Below are 17,527 nucleotides of genomic sequence, written 5' to 3'. Positions count from 1 at the left end.
GTTGGAAATTTTTTAATCTACTAATCTACCACAAAACTTTTTTGCAAGAGGTCTATTATACTCCGACCCGAAGATGATGCGACAGAGATACTTGAAAGAATCAGCAAGTTCCTCCGCAAACGCGGAATGAATGTAAGCCAAAAGAAAACCAAAGTTACCGCTGCGACAGATGGGTTTGATTTCATAGGCTGGCACTCTAAAATCCAGAAAAACGGAAAGTTTAGATGCACTCCCTCAGTGGACAATTTCAAAGCACTCCGTAAGAAAGTAAAACACATCGTTAACAACTCGAATTATGGTGCTAACACAAAGGCTGAGAAATTAGCCCCGGTAATTAGAGGCTGGAGAAATTACCATAAGTTCTGCAAGATGGACGGGTCAAGAAACTCGTTATACCACATCCAAAAAAGAGCTTACACGGTATTCAACAACGAAACCAAGCAAACCCGCTACTCTAGCAAGAAATTACTAGATAAAGCATTCCCAGCAGTTCCTTACTCCGAAAATAAACATGTCATGGTTAAAGGAACCAAATCCCCCTATGACGGAGATATAGCCTACTGGAGCGAACGTAACAGTAAGCTCTATTTCGGCGAAACCTCTATTGCTCTTAAGAAGCAAAACCATAGATGTGCTTCCTGCGGCTTAAAGTTCATCGATGAAGAAAGGGTTCACCTGCATCACATCGACGGAAATCATGCCAACTGGAAGAAAAAGAATCTTGAAGCAATTCATGAGAGTTGCCATGATTACAAACACATGAGCAAAAGCGCAAGCTGAGAACATCGGAAGCTGGGTGCGGTGAAAATCGCACGCCCAGATTTAACTGAGAGGTGCGGGGAATAATATCCCCCATCGACTCAACCAGACCCTATATTCCTCAAGATTTGGATGATTCCCTTTACATTTTGCAATCTTAAAACTATCAGTCCCCTACCCAGAAATGTTGCCATTGTTTAATTTAATTTGGCGGATCAAAACGATTCACAACCGCAGCCCACAGAATCATTGGCGAACCAACTGCTAAACATAAGGACTTTCAAGGGGTGGAAGCCTTCAGGGTGCGCTGACTGGGTTACAGCACAAAGGTTTGATTTATAATGCCGAGCAAGGTTATCAACTGGCATTGCCTTTACTGGCCTTGTGGTTGCGGCAACGGTTGAGTTGAAAATAGCCATGTAACAACAAGATTCCCGATTTATTTCAAAAGTCGGGAATCTGAGGGCGCACTGCTATGCGCCCCTACAGTATTTGTATTAATTGCTTCATAAATATTCCTATTAAGTATGAAACAATAGCATACTTATCTGTTTACGTCTTATATCTAAAGATAGAAGATCAAGGTTAAAATTTGGGAAACCTAAGAGGGGTTCATTCCCAAGAGATGTCCTACCTACTTATCGCAGAATGCAACTGAGGTCAGATGACGCAACCTTTAAATCAAGTCAAAGAATGGGAACAACGTCGTGACGAAGCAAACCGCTACTACCAACGGGGGAAATTTCAAGAATCTCTCGATCTTGCAACCAAAAATTTACACTTGGCTAGAGCAATTCCAGACCGAGCTAGAGAAGGTTATACATTAAACGACCTTGGTTTAGCTCACCTCAGTTGCTGGCAACCTCAAAGAGCATTAGAGCGCTTTCATCAGGCGCTTTCGGTTGCTATTGAAATTGGCAACACGCCAGCAGAGGCAACTACACTTAGCAATCTGGGTTCTACCTACAGTCGTCTTGGACGCTTTTTGCAAGCGTTGGAATATTTTGACAAAGCACTGCCAATCTTTAGGCGATCGCAAGATACTCAAAGTGAAGTTTCTACTCTTAATGATGTCGCACTAATTTATACGCGTTTAGGAGAACCAAAACGGGCACTGTTGCTACAACACCAAATTTTGAGGATGCGGCGATTGTTAGGTGACTTTTCTGGTGAAGCAACAACGCTCAATGGCATTGGATTTGCCTACAATGTCTTAGGCAAGTTTGAGCAAGCGCTAGAATTTTTTCAAGCAGCACTGCCAATTCAACGAGCTGTCAAGAATTTGCTTGCAGAAGCAACGACCTTGAACAATATTGCTTCTGTCTATCATGATTTAGGACAACCGAAACAAGCACTATTGCTCTACAATCAAGTTCTTTTGACACGTCGAGCAATCAGCGATCGCTCTGGTGAAGCAACAACCCTTCATAACATTGGTTTTACCTACAGCACCCTGGAAGAGCATCGCCAAGCAATGAAGTTCTACAAGCAAGCCATTATGATTTATCAAGAACTAGGCGATAATCTCGGAGAAATTTCAACTTTGTTAAATATGGGAAGCGTTTACGCTACCACGAAACGCAAAAAAATGGCGCGATCGTGCTACCAAAATGCCCAAGAGTTAGCAGAGCAAATTGAATATCAGCCACTTTTAGAAAAAGTACACCAGTTCATAGATTCTCTGTAGCGTCCAGTTCCCCTTCTCCCATATTGGGAGAAGGGGTTAGGGGATGAGGGCAATCCTACTAGTGAAATTAAATATGCGTTATCCAGAAGCCTTGTAGAGATGTAGCACTTGCTACGCCTCTAGATTCTTTTTTACCCTAGCTACAATACCAAAGTTGTAGCTAGAACAAAGACATCCATGAAAGCTTACGAAATTCAAAGCAACGCCGGGATTGATGCCCTGGGATTAGTCGATCGCCCTGAACCAAAACCCGCACCTGGACAAGTTCTGATTCAAGTCAAAGCAACATCCTTAAATTATCGCGATCTGCTGGTTATTGAAGGAGCTTACGGTGCTGGACAGAAATATCCGTTAATTCCCATGTCTGATGGTGCGGGAGAAGTTGTGGCGGTGGGGGAAGGTGTGACACGGGTAAAAATAGGCGATCGCGTCGCTGGTATTTTCTTCCAAGACTGGATTTATGGCTCTTTAACCAAAGAGAAAATGAAATCCGATCTCGGAGGCGGTATCGATGGAATGCTAGCTGAGTATGTCTTATTACACCAAGATGGTTTAGTAATATTACCTGATTACCTATCCTACATTGAAGGCGCAACTTTACCCTGTGCAGCAGTCACAGCTTGGCATGGACTGATTACAAAAGGCAATATTGGTGCAGGTGATAGTGTTTTATTACTTGGTACTGGAGGAGTTTCAACTTTTGCTCTCCAGTTTGCCAAGATACATGGTGCGAGAGCGATTATTACTTCTAGCAGTGATGAGAAATTGGCACGAGCCAAACAGCTTGGTGCTGACGAAACAATCAACTACAAAACAACACCAGATTGGGAAAAGCAAGTTTACCAATTAACTAATCGCACAGGTGTAGATCATGTAGTTGAGGTAGGCGGTGCAGGTACTCTGCCAAAATCGCTACAAGCAGTCCGCATTGGAGGACGTATTAGTTTGATTGGCGTATTATCAGGTAGAGGAAATGAGATTGACCCCATGCCAATACTTTTTAAGAGTTTAACAGTTCAGGGAATTTATGTTGGCAGTCGAGAAATGTTTGAGGCGATGAATCAGGCAATGCAACAGCATCAAATCAAACCAATTATTGATCGAGTTTTCCCTTTTACTGAAGCACGAGAGGCTTATCATTACCTCAAAGGTGCGGCTCACTTCGGTAAAGTTGTAATGACGCTCTCTTCGAGACGCTAAAAGCGAACGCAGACTCGCTAACGCTACGCTAACGTAATTGGTAATTCGTAATTTTAAAGAGTTTAATTTTATGTTTCAAGTGGGGTTTGAATTCCCACTTGAAACATAGTTATGAATTACGTTTAAACAGCAGCGAGAGTAGGCGCAGCAAATTTAGCATATCGCTCAATGTAGAATTCTTTAGAGTGAGCGATCGCTTTCACAGATTCACGCTCTTTCAAAGCATGTTTCCATTGGCGTAGACGGGTAAATTGCTCTGGGACTCCAAAGCCGCGATACTGCTTCAGTGCAGCCCAGCGCTCAAACCAAGGGAAGTAAGTGAAATCAACCAAACTGATAGATTCACCAAACCAGTAAGGGCCTTCTTTAGAAAGCTTTGCTAAACCTTCATTTTCAATGAATTCCAGATGTTTATATAGTTCCTGTTTAGCTTCCTCTTGTTTTTCGGGATCTGAACTCCGCAGCAGGCTAGAAAAAGCAGGAACAAACCGAGTGTTAGCAAAATCGATCCAGATACGAGCCTGTGCCCTATCAATAGGGCTGCTAGGTAACAGTGGTGGATTGGGAAATACCTCATCAAGATATTCGTTAATTACCGCTGACTCCCAAACTCGGTTATCGTCATGAGTTAGTGCAGGCACTTTACCATAGGGGGAAACTTTGGTAAACCCTTCCGGCTTATTCTGCAAATCAATCTCAATCAAATCGAAGTCGATGCCTTTCTCTTGGAGTACCAAGCGGGTACGGTGAGCATAAGGACAAACAACTGCACTGTATACTTTAATTTCAGCCATGTTTAAGTTCCTTCGTAAATAGGACTTGTTAATCGGCATTGGGAATTGAATTTTCATCCAAAATCCCAAATCTTAAATTGTTAGTGTCACAAAATCTTTTTGAAGCGAATGTAGCGTAAAAAATTCTCGACACTAAGCAAACTTTTAATAATCATAAGTTCGTAGTAAGCACTTTAGCGCTTAGAAAATAAGGACTAAAGCCCTGACTACAAACTTGCTTACCCATCAATTTAAACTTGACAGACTCCTACAGCCAGGGCACTTCTTCAGGTGCATAACGGAAGGCGCGGAAGACTGTATTTTGCTCTCCACGCGTTACCGGCGATTTTTCACCTGGAATATTCCGAGATGCAAAGTGGGGATTGATGTATTCCCAAACAATTTCCCCTGTAACTGTCACCTCGAATATTCGACCATAAGCACCTTCTGTAATTAAGGTATTGCCATTGGCCAAACGTTGCGCTCCTGATATATAAGAACTAAAGAAATTTTGGGGCGGATTGTCGGTGTATTCCCAAACTATTTCTTTGGTTTGACGGTTCACCTCAATCACACGGGAAAAATTGAGAGCAATGTTACGGCGATGTGCGCCATTGTCAAAAATCAAGATATTACCGTTAGCTAATTCGTTCGGGAAGTGCTGCTGTGCTAGCACCTCATCGCCCAGCGTCCAGATGATTTCTCCAGTTTTGCGATCGACAATGACAACTGTGGAGATATTACGAAAGCTCACTATAATGTTGCCATCAGCGAGTTCACCCACAGTATTCCCATGAGTCCATTCATGTCGATGATCCTGGGGTGTAATCGTAAATATATCTGGATCGAGGTGTTCGTGAGCGTGCCAAGTCCAAACAATTTCACCTAGTGGAGTCACCTCATAAAGCACATCTGCATAGATATCACCATCTGATTCTGTACCTGGTACGCCACCTTTGATGCTCTTAACCAAAGACTGAGGTATCTTTTCAATGGCGAGTAGAATTGTGTTGCCATTGGCTAGTCTGCGTCCATCGTGATGATGATCTGGATGCTTATATTCCCAGATAATATTTCCCTTGGGGTCTGCTTCTAAAACAACGCCACTTTTGAATGCAGCCCATAAAGCAAAACGTAGGGGTTCTTCTGGTGGAGTCTTACCATTATAAAAAAGGTTGCCATTGGGCAAGAGATAACCGTATAACCCTGGTGGATAAGGCAGATTCCACTGGTGTATTACTTCTCCTTCCAAGTTCAGAAGGTAGACTTCACCTTGACCTGTCAGAGGTGTGAAAAGTGTGTATCCTTTAAATACTTTTTCGGGATTGTAAGCTCTTAAACCAGTACCGCGACGACGAATCGTATTTTGGTCAACTGATGTTGCTGTAAAAGTCATATTTTACCTACTAAATATCTAGTTTTTAATCTAAGAACTGGGAGAGAGTGCATCGCGCATCTCTACTTCTACTCTGATAATGAGAGCCAGAGGCTCTAGGGAGGCGTTACCAGGCTGGAGCCTGGTAACGAGGCTAACTGTCTTTAATTTTGAATTTTGAATTTTGAATTTTTAATTGTTTATGGTGCTGGGTTTGGCGACTGAGCATGAACTATATCCAACTCTTCCAAAATGTCTTTGTCGAGAACTACATTCACACTTTCTAAATTCTCTTTAAGTTGTTCGAGTGTGGTAGCACCAATAATTGTGCTAGGCACAAACCAACGACTCCGCACGAATGCCAAAGCCAGATGTGCTGGACTTAATTGATGGCGCTTGGCAATTTCTACATAAGCTGATACGGCTTGACTGACTTTCGGTTTAAGATAGCGCTGACCGAAATTTTCAAATAAAGTGACTCTGGCTTTCTCTGGTTTACCGTTTAGATATTTGCCAGTTAAGAAGCCAAATGCTAAAGGACTATAAGCTAGTAATCCAATTTCTTCGTGATAAACTGCTTCTGCTAAGGCTCCGTCAAATACTCGATTCAGCAAGTTGTAAGCATTTTGAATGGAAACAACTTTGGGCAATCCTAATTGTTTAGCAGCGTTACTAAATTGGGCAACTCCCCAAGGTGTTTCGTTACTCAAACCGATATAGCGAATTTTCCCAGCCTTAATTAGATCGTCAAAAACTGCTAGTTGTTCAGCAATGGGAACCGTTTCTCCCACCTGAGTCGGATCGAATACCGTTTGCCCAAACCTTGGCACGTAGCGATCTGGCCAGTGGATTTGATACAGATCAATATAGTCTGTCTGTAATCTTTTTAAACTATCATCTACGGCTTGTTTGATATTATCACGATCAATTGCTTTGGCTCCTCCACGTACCCATTTAAAGCCTCGACCAGGGCCAGCAATTTTAGTAGCTATAATGAGTTGATCTCTTTGTTGACGTTTTAACCATTCTCCAATGTAAGTTTCAGTTAATCCATAAGTTTCGCCACTTGTTGGCACAGGGTACATCTCCGCTGCATCAATAAAGTTGACTCCTTGGGCAATAGAATAATCTAGTTGCTCATGGGCTTCTTCAATAGTATTTTGCTGTCCATAAGTCATAGTACCCAGACAAATTTCAGAAACTTTTAAGTCACTTTTGCCAAGTTGGTTATACTTCATCTTTCTGCGTTGTTATTCAGTCGATTTAACAGTGATATTTTTGTTTGAAATTTTGCATTTTGTCAAGGGCGTTATTATTTTTTAAGTAAATTAGCTTCAAACAATACTGGATTTGGCACTAAGCCAATATAAATTTTTCAGCTAATCATTGGTGTATATACTACTTTAAGTCGATAGACAAAGTGTAGTTACTAAGTACAGTTGTTTATTATTGCATAGATTAACCAGATAAGTTAAGTTAGTTGTGGGTAATAAAAATTTTAAATATGTAGTAGAAAATACTTACTTTTATTGAGTATTTGTGAAATGGACTTTTTTAGGCTAAGTGTATAATACAACAAATCGGTAGGTTTACCGTAGTATATTAAAAATCTTAAGATTCTTCTAGCTAGAATGAAGTCTTAATAAATATTCATATTAATATACTTAGTTCTATGTAGTTTGTCTTACGGCAATTAAAATATACCAAAACTACCAGGAAGAGGTAACAAGATTTGGTAGCAATGACAAAGATTTAGGGTTTTAATGACTTGCATAACCAGGAATTTATTGCTGCGATCGCTTCCAAGCATGCTCATATCTATAACAATATAATTAATGAACATAATTTCATTTAATTATGCGATCGCAAGTGCAATTACAGTGAATTTTAGCAATTTCAATTATTAGGATTTATTCCATTTGAGCCGACACTAATACTTTTTTCAACATCCTATTAACTTTGCTAAAACCAAGATTTAACAATCTTATACAGTTGTTTATCGAGGTATGTATTTAATATTTGGCTCTTAATATGTATTATTTTGTATCAGCCTTAAGATAGACTTTTTAGACACCTATACCAAGTTTTGGTCTATATAATATATCTTGATTTTTTTGTTATTATAAATAACTAATTTGGTTATGTTATACTAAATATATAAGTGTAAAAATCTCAATCTTTGATTAAAAAAAAATTTAGGAAATACACCTTTTCACATTAGGATTAAATTCTTGATTTTTCTCCTTATGGTACGAGTTGTCTTTTCTAGAGACAGCTATATTCAGGAGAATCTCAATGTCATTAGACAAAAATGCCCTTGAGCAACCAGCAAATAATCTACTAGCAGTTCTGCCAGCCGCTGATTATGAACGTCTTGTTCCCCATCTGAAGCTGGTTTGGCTCCCACGTGTGAAAGTCCTTTACGAAGCAGGCGAACCGATCAGACAGGTCTATTTTCCTAATAAGGCAGTGGTTTCTATAGTCACCACTATGGAAGATGGCTCGACTGTGGAAGTTGGAATAGTAAGCAATGAAGGCATGGTGGGTATACGAATTATTTTAGGAGACAACATCACAACCACAACAGCATTTGTGCAGATTTCAGACAGTGCTATGCAGATGGATACAGATATACTCATAAGCAAGTTAAATCGGAGTACAGCGCTTCAAAGCCTGCTGTTACACTACGTGCAAAGTATATACACTCAAATAGCACAAGGATCTGCCTGCAACCGTCTTCATAAGCTAGAGAGGCGGCTTGCTCGGTGGCTGCTAACAGTTTCTGACCGACTGGAATCAGAATAATTTCCACTTACCCAAGAATTTATCGCACAGATGCTAGGTGTACGTCGCGCTGGTGTCACTGAAGCAGCTAACATCTTGAGCGAAGCCGGAATCATCACCTACCAGCGTGGTCAGATTAACATCCTGAATCGAGAGGCTTTAGAAAAAACCTCCTGCGAATGTTATCAGATTATAGAAGATGAATATGTCCGTTTATTGGGCAATAAGCCGAATAAACGGCGAAGATAAGTTTTTTTTAAGCTTCTATGTACGAAACCGCACAGACTCAAACAAGTGTGTTCATTTAAGCTTTTTTAGATTGTCCCCGTGTTTCTTTAGCGAATACACCTTTTGACATTAGGAGCAGATCCTTAAATCCTTTCCTTGTGCCCTGAGTTGGCTTTTCTAGAGTCACCTACCTTAAGGAGAGTGACTTCTAATGTCATTAGATAAAAACCTCTTTCAGCAACCACCAAATAAGCTGCTCGCAGCTTTGCCAGCCAGTGATTATCAACGTCTTATCCCCCATCTAAAGCTAGTTTCGCTCCCAGTTCAGCAAATTCTTTACGAAGCAGGCGAACCGATCACACAGGTCTATTTTCCTGATAAGGCAATGGTTTCTATAGTCACCACTATGGAAGATGGCTCAACGGCGGAAGTTGGGATAGTAAGCAATGAAGGCATGGTGGGTATTCCGGTAATTTTAGGAGACAACATCACAACCACAACAGCGTTTGTGCAGATTTCTGGCGCTGCTATGCAGATGGATGCAGATGTACTTAGAGCCGAGTTCAATCGGGGCGGAGCTATTCAAACCCTGCTGCTGTGCTACGTACAAGCTGTATACTCTGAACTGGCGCAAGGAGTTGCCTGCAACCGTCTCCATATACTGGAGGAACGGCTGGCTCGCTGGCTAATGACAGTCTCTGAGCGTCTGGAATTAGAAGATTTTCCACTCACGCAAGAATTTATCGCCCAGATGCTAGGTGTACGTCGTTCCGGCGTCACAGTAGCGGCTAGCACCCTCAGCCGAGCCGGAATGATCACCTACCAACGTGGTCACATTAGCATCCTCAACCGAGAGGATTTGTCAGCAACTTCCTGCGAGTGTTATCGGGTCATACAAAACGAATTTGCTCGATTACTGGGCAAAAAGCCGATTAACCGAGCCAGAAAATTTTTTTGATTTATGTGTGCGAAACCGAACAGACCCGCAAAAGTAACTTGATTTAAAGTATTTTGAGGAAATTTATCTTTTAATGTTCAGTGAGCCAAAATATTCTTAAGGCGCAAGTAAATACCTTACTCGCGGCTTTGCCAGCCAGTGATTATGAGCGTCTTGTTCCGCACCTGAAGTTAGTTCCGCTTTCCATTCGGCAAGTCATTTACGAAGCAGGAGAACCGATCACACACGTCTATTTTCCCCAACACGCAGTAGTTTCTATAGTCACTAGTATCAAAGATGGATCGATGGTGGAAGTTGGAATAGTGAGCAGTGAAGGCATGGTAGGTATCCCAGTAATTTTAGGAGGGTACACAACAACCACAAAAGGGTTTGTGCAGGTTGCGGGCGCTGCTATGCAGATGGATGCAGATGTACTTAGAACCGAGTTCGATCGTGGTGGAGCTATTCAAAAGCTGCTGCTGCGCTATGTACGAGCTATATATACCGAACTTACACAAGGATGTGCCTGCAACCGTCTTCATACCCTAGAGGAGCGGCTGGCTCGCTGGCTTCTCACAGTCTCTGACCGTTTGGAATCAGAGGATTTTCTGCTCACGCAAGAATTTATCGCACAGATGCTGGGTGTACAGCGCTCCGGTGTGACAGTAGCGGCTAGCACCCTCAGTCGAGCCGGAATGATTCGCTACCAGCGTGGTCATATTAGCATCCTGAAACGAGAGGATTTGTCAGCAACTTCCTGCGAGTGTTATCGCGTCATCCAAAACGAATTTGCTCAGTTGCTGGGCAATCAGCCAAGGTGCGGCCAATGAATCATTTTAAGTTACTATGTCCGAAACCGCACAGACGCTTACTAATAAGTTCCATTAAGATTAATAAAGTATGCATCAAATGGTATTTACAAATACATGTCTTTTGATGTAATGCTACTTAAATTCTTTGAGCTAGATAGCGGTGAGAATAATGTCTAATCAATCGATGTCTTTTCAAGGTCTGCGATTGCTCATCGTTGATGATGACTCTGATACGAGAATATTACTTACCTTCCTCTTTGAATTAGAGGGATCAGAGGTGATTGCAGCTGCTTCAGCAGACGAAGCTCTAAAAATAATATCATCTTTTAAACCAGATATCCTAATTAGTGACATTTGCTTACCTGATGAAGATGGCTACTCACTGCTTTTGAAGGTCAAAAATTTGGAAGCAAAGCGAGGTAGAAAGATTCCAGCGATTGCTCTGTCGGCATCTACTTTCGAGGACGATCGCAAACGTGCATTATTAGCAGGTTATGATATATATCAATGCAAGCCGATAGACTTAGACGAGTTAACTTCTATGGTTGCTACTTTAACTAGAACCGAACAATACGTTTGACATATATTAGATGCAACCAGGGACAAGCCAGTAAGTAAAAAAGCTTTAACTAAATTTTATTTATTTTCAAAATGCGATGTCTACGACGGGTTAGCTCGTCGTAGACATCGCATTTTTTCAGGAATCTTTTGACTAATTTTATTTTTTATTAATTTCGCTATCAATAAAAAACTTTGAAAGCACAGTGATATAAAATATACTAAGAATAAATACAGAGAAGGATCAAGTAATTCTCTGCGAGTACTCATTTTTTCATATCAAGGAGTGCATTATGGAATATCTTGCTTATTCCCAGATGTTTATTGCTCAAGAAGAGGCATCTGGAAACACTAAGTATCATCTTCCTCAACCTCAATTCAATTGGAAAAAACTGCTTAAATCTTCCGCTTGGTTAACTTTAGCTGGTGTCGGTGTATTATTTGCTGCTGTAACCCAAATTCAAGTGAGTTCGGCTGCGTATGTAAAGACTAACGGCAATTGTTTACGTGTCCGTTCAGGCCCAAGTACCAACTACTCTTATGTGGACTGTGTACCAAATGGCGCAACACTTCCAGCAATTGAAAGATATGAAAACGGTTTTGCCAGACTTTCTACAGGTAGATACGTTTTTGCCCGATGGATTGGTAATAGACCGAACAATCGTCCTGTGACTAGACCCGGTGGTGTTGGTGGTTCGGTGATTCTTACCCCTGGTTCTAAAGGTCAGCTTGTCAGAGACCTGCAAACAGCTTTAGGTAATCTCAGGGTTGATGGAATTTACGGTCAAGAAACTGTTAGCCGAGTCCGAAGCTTTCAGGAAAGTAAAGGTCTACTTGTAGATGGTGTTGTAGGCCCCGAAACTCGAGCATCTCTGGGTATTTAGCCAGAAGCCACCCTTGGAAAATCTCGTGGTTCGGTAAACGCTAGTACAATGACCAACCTAGTTTTGAGGGTTTGTAGTAAGCACTTTAGTGTTTAGAAAATAAGGACTTTAGTCCTTACTACGAACTTCCTTACCCATGAATGTAATTTTGTACAATCTGCAAAATGCGCTCTGCTGCATGACCATCCCCAAAGGGATTGATTGCGTTTGCCATTGCTTCATAAGCATCTGAGTCACTGAGTAACTCAGCAGCGGCTACAAAAATGTTCTCAGTTGTAGTGCCGACAAGTTTGGCTGTACCAGCTACAACAGCCTCTGGTCTTTCGGTGGTGTCTCTCAAAACTAGTACTGGTTTTCCCAAGCTGGGGGCTTCTTCTTGCAAGCCACCAGAGTCAGTCAGCAAAAGATGCGATCGCCCAATTGCTCCCACCAATTCCCCATAATCTAGAGGATCTGTCAAGAAAATTCGGGGATGATTCCCTAAAAGTTCCTGCAACGGGACTCGCACTGTCGGATTGCGGTGCAATGGTAAGAGCAAAGCTGTATCAGGAAACTTGTCTAAAATTTGTAAAAAGCCCTGAGCGATCGCTAACAGAGGTTCTCCCCAATTCTCCCGACGATGAACTGTTGCTAACAAAATCCGATATGATTCCCAGTTTAAGCCTGGGACATTGCAAACTACTTGGGTTGCAGCGACATTTAACAATGCATCAATTACAGTGTTACCTGTCATGTGAATTTCACCCAAAACACCAGAACGATGCAAATTTTCCACAGCCCAAGGAGTCGGTGCAAAGTGCAACTGAGTAATTTGAGAAATTAACCGTCGATTAGCTTCTTCTGGGTAAGGATTGAAGATATCATCAGTTCTTAACCCTGCTTCTACATGACCAATAGGAATTTTTTGATAAAAAGCTGCCAAAGCTGCGGCAAAAGCAGTGGTAGTATCTCCCTGCACGATTACGAAATCTGGCTTTTCCGCCTTAAATAATGCTTCTAATCCTTGTAAACTACGGCAAGTAATATCATTTAGAGATTGCTGAACCTGCATAATTTCCAAGTTATAATCCGACTTGATATTAAACAGTTGCATAACTTGCTCAACCATCTCCCGATGCTGTCCAGTTAGAATTACTTGCAACTGAAATTTTGAAGACTTCTGGAAAACTTGAATTACTGGAGCGAGTTTAATCGCTTCCGGGCGAGTACCTAAGATAATGCAAACGCGTTTTTGATTACTCATTAGTCATCTGTAATTTGCCATCTATAGTCAATGGTCTATAGTCAATGGTCTATGGTCAATAGTCGGCGGTCAATCCTCACATAAACCATAAATATTAATGGATAAATCACACAAGATATAAAAAAACCCGGCTTAACCGGGCAAATGCATTGTTTGTCTAATGAACCTGTAATGACTATTTAAAAGTTCAAATTATAAAAACCATGAAAAAACCCGGCTTAACCGGGCAGACGCACTGTTTGTCTAATTAACCTGTAATAACTATTTAATCTCACAAGTTAGAGGGCAAGCAGCGTAAACAGTAGCCTGCATTTGGTCTGCCTCTCCATGCAGCCAGCTTAACCATTTAACTTCACTAGGATGAACTCCCTTAACAGTTAGCACACCCGCAGCCAATACAACTGCCATGACATTAAACATTATTAGAGCGCCTGCTACAAGCAAAACCGCACTAACAGGCATCACAGATTGCAAGATAATCGACAACAGACATCCGACCGTAGCCATCAAGACAACTAGTGGAAAACCCACAACCAACAAACATACTGCTAATGTAAAAGTCCATATTAAAAAGCTTTTAATCATCAACAAGGAGTAGGTCTTTCCTTGATTAGAGCTTTGAGCAGAAACCATGACTTTTCCTCCCAGAATACACAACAAATTCTAATTTCAGTCATATCTCGCTTTTTGCGATGTAAACTGAATTGTTTCATTGAAATTCAGTATATAAAAACTAATTGGAAAAATGAGCATTTGTTTACTAAAGTTTACAGTTAATTTTTTGTAATTATGGATATAAAGTCAACTTTCTATCTATTAAAAAAACCTATTTACTGCATCTACCTTCAGGTATATAACCTAAAAGGTATGGGCTTTTAACCTTGATCCCCACGATATCACTCCTATTCAACTTAACATTTCTTATAAAAATTAGTAGTCTTTCTCATAATTCCTAGACAGGCTGAATAAATGATCAGCTAGTATTTGTGCTGTTAATTGCTGGCAATTCGTGCCCATGCCTGGGATAAATTTCTCATCTAAGTCATGAGAATATTTACTTTAAAAATAAAAGCATTAAAAAATACTTATTAATCTATGTGTATTTCCTGAGGTCTTTTGAGTCCTTACGTGTGTTAAACCAGTTTAGATAGGTTAAATAATCTATCTAAATATTCTGAGTAGTGAAATCTTAGTAAATAAAAGATACCAATTGAGGTAGATGAAATAGATTGACCGTGGTTCTAGAGTTTCAATCGCCTTCTATCACCGCTAAGGCTTGCAGACAAGCATTCTCCAAAAGTCATCAAAGCAAGTGACTTTACTTCTCGTTAATTCAACTTTTTAACTGCCAAATGTGAAGATATATGACAGAATTACAGTCTCCATCAAATTCTAACTCTGCTGCCGGACGTAATCTACCACCAATGCCGCCGCCACCACCGCCAACCCCAACCTTTAGTACGCAGCGGCAGATGACACAAACACTCGATATGTCAATGGATAGGGGTACTAATTTGCCTGTTGCAGGTCATCGTCCAGGTAGTCCACCGCCAATACCTAATTCAGTTCGCCCTCAAAACAGCAGTTCAGAACTCACTTTAGAGAAGTTAATTAGAGAAGCTTACGATCAAGGATATTCTGACTTGCACTTGGGTGTGGGTGAACCACCCCGCTTCCGCAGCCGGGGAGAAATTCAATCAGGGGATTATCCAGAAACAGATAAAGAAACTTTTATGAGTTGGTTGCGGGAGGTGATGAGTGAGGGAGAAATTCAGCGCTTTGAAGAATCCTTAGAATTTGACGGAGCAACTCAATACGAATTTGCTCGCGTGCGGATTAATGTTTTTGGCTCCCTCAAAGGGCCTGCAATGGTGTTGCGGTTGATTCCGCTAAAAATCTTAACTATGGAACAGTTGAGATTACCTCCGGTTTTTCGGGATATTTGTCATCACCATAAAGGTTTAATTTTGGTGACGGGGCCCACTGGTTCTGGTAAGTCCACCACAATGGCAGCGATGATTGACTACATCAATAAGGAGATGGCCAAACATATCATCACCATTGAAGACCCGATAGAATTTGTCCATCAAAGCCGCAAGTCTTTAGTCAAACAGCGGGAAGTGGGAATGCATACCCGGAAATTTGACAACGCTTTGAAAGCAGCTTTGCGGGAAGACCCAGATTTGATTCTGGTAGGGGAAATGCGGGACAAGGAAACAGTTAACACCGCCCTAAAAGCCGCTCAAACTGGTCACTTAGTCATGGGAACCCTGCACACCAATAGTGCGGTCAAAACCATTGAGCGGATTCTCAACCTCTATTCTGGTGATGAACAGGATGCAATGCGGGTGGCGATTTCTGAGTCTTTAGTGGCAGTAATTGCTCAAGGTTTGTGTCGCACAACTGACGGTAAGCGGGCTGCTTTCCACGATGTGCTGATCAATACTGAGGCGATTAAGGAATGGATCAAAGACGGTAAGTATGATGAAATTGGCGAGCTGATGAAACAAGCTGGCTTTGACGGCATGATTACGATGAATCAGTCATTGCTGAATCTCTATCAAGACGGACGAATCACTGAAGAAACTGCTTTGGAAATGTCACCAACTCCTAACGAAATGGCACAGTTTCTCCGAGGTCGAGTTTAACAATTGGGCATTGGGTATTGGGCATTGGGCATTGGGCATTGGACATTGAGAAGAGACAAGGGAGAGGGGGGAGACAAGGGAGAGGGGGGAGACAAGGGAGAGATTTATTCAATAATTCCCCCTTGTCTCCCTTATCCCCCTCATCTTTCCCTGCTCCCCTGCTCCCCTGCCCCTCTGCTCCCTCATCTTCGAGTACCTAATCCCAAATATCTTTGCGATCCTGGTTGAGGTTATAGCTAAGGTAAAAGGTAAAAGAGAGAATTTTTACTTTTAGTTCCCTAACCTCTGTGAATAACTTGACGACAAATAAACTATCTACACCCCAGCTGTTTAAAGGCATTGCGCTATTTACACCTGGAGGAGATTTAATTTACTGCATCGACCCTAGCAAGCAAGGTCGATGGCATTTGCATTTGTGCTCGGCTTTGCAAGAAATTCTAGATTTACCAGAGCCGCCACACTTTTTAGTGCCTTGCTATACTGCAACTATTGACAATTGGTTAGATCCGCGCACTCAACAAGTGCGAACTTTTGCTGAAGCTTATCCGGCTGTAATTAGACACCAAGCTTTGCTTAATGCTATTTTTTGCACAGGGGAATTAGTATGGCAAGCAGCTCCTTGGCAAGAGGGATTGTGCGATCGCATGGTGTTAACAACCTATCGTTCGTCATTTGGGCAGCTTTGGGAGGATCACGATTTAATTGTCTGTCTAGACCTTTCTGAACCTGTACCAAAATATCACCAACCAGTAATAGTACAAAAAAAAGAAGCCATTACCCAAGGCTATGTTCTCCGCTTGTTTGTTGCAGGGCATAGCAGTTCTACTGAACGCATTCTGCAAAATTTACACGAATTGTTAGAGCGGTCACTCGGACACCCTTATACTCTGAAAGTAATTGATGTTTTAAGTCATCCAGAACAAGCAGAACTAAATCAGGTTTCTGCAACTCCAACCCTTGTCAAGGTTTGGCCTCACCCAATTCGGCGAATCGTTGGAGAGTTAGATCATGTAGAAAAGATTTTACAGATGTTAGCTGCTAAGGAAAAATTTTAAGTAATCAGACTAGTTTTTTGCCAAGTGCGCGAATGGGTAGGTGTTGGTGAAGGAGTAACTACAAAAATGGCTAGATTGCCGTATCTGCAAGGATTTGAGAGTTTTAGCACTTGAAACCATCCGCGCACCCTTATATAAATTGACTTTCAGCTATTTACAGTTAGCACAATTGCCAGTCCCTATGTTATGATTTTACATTTGCGCTATTGAACCTTGAAAACCAAATAACACAGGGCTTTCAGATTGCGATCGCAATCAACTAAAATCCCTATTAGGGATTGAAACCTTTAAGTACATGATTTTGGGCGGTACTGCTTAAACTCCAAGAAAGTCAGCTATATTTAAGTTCATAGGAGAGCATTTGACAAATAATTTGTCGCTCTACAATAAATCGGGATGACTGGATTCGAACCAGCGGCCCCTTCGTCCCGAACGAAGTGCGCTACCAAGCTGCGCCACATCCCGCCATAAAAATGGCATTGTAAATTAAGAATATCACAACCTGTGCCAAATAGCAGAATTACATCTATATACGATCGCTTCATCAAAGACTTTGATTGCTAGGATTGAGTTTGTATAACTCT

At 41.4% G+C, this 17,527-nt stretch carries 13 protein-coding genes, 1 tRNA gene and 3 pseudogenes; 11 read left to right on the top strand and 6 right to left on the bottom strand.

The window, feature by feature from the left end; translation table 11 throughout:
- Positions 1–54: 54 nt before the first annotated feature.
- The 4 genes and pseudogenes from HWQ40_RS04170 to HWQ40_RS04155 form a co-directional block, all read left to right on the top strand.
- A pseudogene (locus tag HWQ40_RS04170) lies at positions 55–780 on the top strand (group II intron maturase-specific domain-containing protein); the annotation flags it as partial.
- Between the two features lie 253 nt (positions 781–1,033).
- Positions 1,034–1,168, top strand: a pseudogene (locus HWQ40_RS04165) (ATP-binding protein); the annotation flags it as partial.
- Positions 1,169–1,423: 255 nt separating this feature from the next.
- The gene (locus HWQ40_RS04160; protein WP_292775133.1) at positions 1,424–2,446 is read left to right on the top strand and encodes a tetratricopeptide repeat protein; all 1,023 of its coding nucleotides are present in this window, start codon (positions 1,424–1,426) and stop codon (positions 2,444–2,446) included.
- A 177-nt stretch (positions 2,447–2,623) separates the two neighbouring features.
- Positions 2,624–3,646 carry an NAD(P)-dependent alcohol dehydrogenase gene (locus HWQ40_RS04155; protein ID WP_292775132.1) on the top strand — a complete coding sequence of 341 codons (1,023 nt, stop codon included), beginning with the start codon at positions 2,624–2,626 and terminating at the stop codon, positions 3,644–3,646.
- Between the two features lie 122 nt (positions 3,647–3,768).
- Here HWQ40_RS04155 and HWQ40_RS04150 read toward each other — a convergent pair whose 3' ends face one another.
- The 3 genes from HWQ40_RS04150 to HWQ40_RS04140 form a co-directional block, all read right to left on the bottom strand.
- Entirely contained in the window at positions 3,769–4,440 is a 672-nt protein-coding gene (locus tag HWQ40_RS04150) for a glutathione S-transferase family protein (RefSeq protein WP_292775131.1), read from the bottom strand.
- A 247-nt stretch (positions 4,441–4,687) separates the two neighbouring features.
- Positions 4,688–5,815 carry an aryl-sulfate sulfotransferase gene (locus HWQ40_RS04145; protein WP_292775130.1) on the bottom strand — a complete coding sequence of 376 codons (1,128 nt, stop codon included), beginning with the start codon at positions 5,813–5,815 and terminating at the stop codon, positions 4,688–4,690.
- Between the two features lie 179 nt (positions 5,816–5,994).
- Positions 5,995–7,032: an NADP(H)-dependent aldo-keto reductase gene (locus tag HWQ40_RS04140; RefSeq protein WP_292775129.1), complete on the bottom strand. Its 1,038-nt coding sequence runs from the start codon at positions 7,030–7,032 to the stop codon at positions 5,995–5,997.
- A 1,057-nt stretch (positions 7,033–8,089) separates the two neighbouring features.
- Here HWQ40_RS04140 and HWQ40_RS04135 point away from each other — a divergent pair.
- The 5 genes and pseudogenes from HWQ40_RS04135 (at position 8,090) to HWQ40_RS04115 (ending at position 11,997) form a co-directional block, all read left to right on the top strand.
- Positions 8,090–8,827 (top strand): annotated as a pseudogene (locus tag HWQ40_RS04135) (Crp/Fnr family transcriptional regulator).
- Between the two features lie 190 nt (positions 8,828–9,017).
- Complete coding sequence (locus HWQ40_RS04130) at positions 9,018–9,764, top strand: Crp/Fnr family transcriptional regulator (RefSeq protein WP_292775128.1); 747 nt, start codon at positions 9,018–9,020, stop codon at positions 9,762–9,764.
- A gap of 80 nt (positions 9,765–9,844) precedes the next feature.
- On the top strand, positions 9,845–10,573 hold the full coding sequence (locus tag HWQ40_RS04125) for a Crp/Fnr family transcriptional regulator (protein WP_292775126.1): 729 nt from the start codon (positions 9,845–9,847) through the stop codon (positions 10,571–10,573).
- Between the two features lie 151 nt (positions 10,574–10,724).
- Positions 10,725–11,135: a response regulator gene (locus HWQ40_RS04120; protein WP_292775125.1), complete on the top strand. Its 411-nt coding sequence runs from the start codon at positions 10,725–10,727 to the stop codon at positions 11,133–11,135.
- 271 nt (positions 11,136–11,406) lie between these two features.
- On the top strand, positions 11,407–11,997 hold the full coding sequence (locus tag HWQ40_RS04115; RefSeq protein ID WP_292775124.1) for a peptidoglycan-binding protein: 591 nt from the start codon (positions 11,407–11,409) through the stop codon (positions 11,995–11,997).
- 130 nt (positions 11,998–12,127) lie between these two features.
- Here HWQ40_RS04115 and wecB read toward each other — a convergent pair whose 3' ends face one another.
- Positions 12,128–13,240 carry a non-hydrolyzing UDP-N-acetylglucosamine 2-epimerase gene (gene wecB / locus HWQ40_RS04110; protein WP_292775122.1) on the bottom strand — a complete coding sequence of 371 codons (1,113 nt, stop codon included), beginning with the start codon at positions 13,238–13,240 and terminating at the stop codon, positions 12,128–12,130.
- Positions 13,241–13,501: 261 nt separating this feature from the next.
- Positions 13,502–13,873, bottom strand: a complete 372-nt coding sequence (locus HWQ40_RS04105) for a hypothetical protein (RefSeq protein WP_094349008.1) — start codon at positions 13,871–13,873, stop codon at positions 13,502–13,504.
- A 731-nt stretch (positions 13,874–14,604) separates the two neighbouring features.
- On the opposite strand from HWQ40_RS04105, the gene HWQ40_RS04100 reads away from it, so the two are divergent.
- Both HWQ40_RS04100 and HWQ40_RS04095 read left to right on the top strand, forming a co-directional pair.
- Positions 14,605–15,888, top strand: a complete 1,284-nt coding sequence (locus HWQ40_RS04100; protein ID WP_292775120.1) for a type IV pilus twitching motility protein PilT — start codon at positions 14,605–14,607, stop codon at positions 15,886–15,888.
- Positions 15,889–16,175: 287 nt separating this feature from the next.
- Positions 16,176–16,943 (top strand): circadian clock KaiB family protein, encoded by a 768-nt coding sequence (locus tag HWQ40_RS04095; protein WP_292775118.1) that lies wholly within the window; start codon positions 16,176–16,178, stop codon positions 16,941–16,943.
- Positions 16,944–17,334: 391 nt separating this feature from the next.
- Here the strand turns inward: HWQ40_RS04095 and HWQ40_RS04090 are convergent.
- Positions 17,335–17,408 (bottom strand) — tRNA-Pro (locus tag HWQ40_RS04090).
- Positions 17,409–17,527: the final 119 nt, after the last annotated feature.

The sequence above is a fragment of the Nostoc sp. NMS9 genome, assembly GCF_017114995.1.
Lineage (GTDB): Bacteria > Cyanobacteriota > Cyanobacteriia > Cyanobacteriales > Nostocaceae > Nostoc.
This window is presented reverse-complemented; position numbering and strand designations above follow the sequence as displayed.

Coding starts and splice junctions, on each gene's coding strand:
- HWQ40_RS04160 (WP_292775133.1), top strand. CDS start 1,424: ATGACGCAACCTTTAAATCAAGTCAAAGAATGGGAACAACGTCGTGAC.
- HWQ40_RS04155 (WP_292775132.1), top strand. CDS start 2,624: ATGAAAGCTTACGAAATTCAAAGCAACGCCGGGATTGATGCCCTGGGA.
- HWQ40_RS04150 (WP_292775131.1), bottom strand. CDS start 4,440: ATGGCTGAAATTAAAGTATACAGTGCAGTTGTTTGTCCTTATGCTCAC.
- HWQ40_RS04145 (WP_292775130.1), bottom strand. CDS start 5,815: ATGACTTTTACAGCAACATCAGTTGACCAAAATACGATTCGTCGTCGC.
- HWQ40_RS04140 (WP_292775129.1), bottom strand. CDS start 7,032: ATGAAGTATAACCAACTTGGCAAAAGTGACTTAAAAGTTTCTGAAATT.
- HWQ40_RS04130 (WP_292775128.1), top strand. CDS start 9,018: ATGTCATTAGATAAAAACCTCTTTCAGCAACCACCAAATAAGCTGCTC.
- HWQ40_RS04120 (WP_292775125.1), top strand. CDS start 10,725: ATGTCTAATCAATCGATGTCTTTTCAAGGTCTGCGATTGCTCATCGTT.
- HWQ40_RS04115 (WP_292775124.1), top strand. CDS start 11,407: ATGGAATATCTTGCTTATTCCCAGATGTTTATTGCTCAAGAAGAGGCA.
- wecB (WP_292775122.1), bottom strand. CDS start 13,240: ATGAGTAATCAAAAACGCGTTTGCATTATCTTAGGTACTCGCCCGGAA.
- HWQ40_RS04105 (WP_094349008.1), bottom strand. CDS start 13,873: ATGGTTTCTGCTCAAAGCTCTAATCAAGGAAAGACCTACTCCTTGTTG.
- HWQ40_RS04100 (WP_292775120.1), top strand. CDS start 14,605: ATGACAGAATTACAGTCTCCATCAAATTCTAACTCTGCTGCCGGACGT.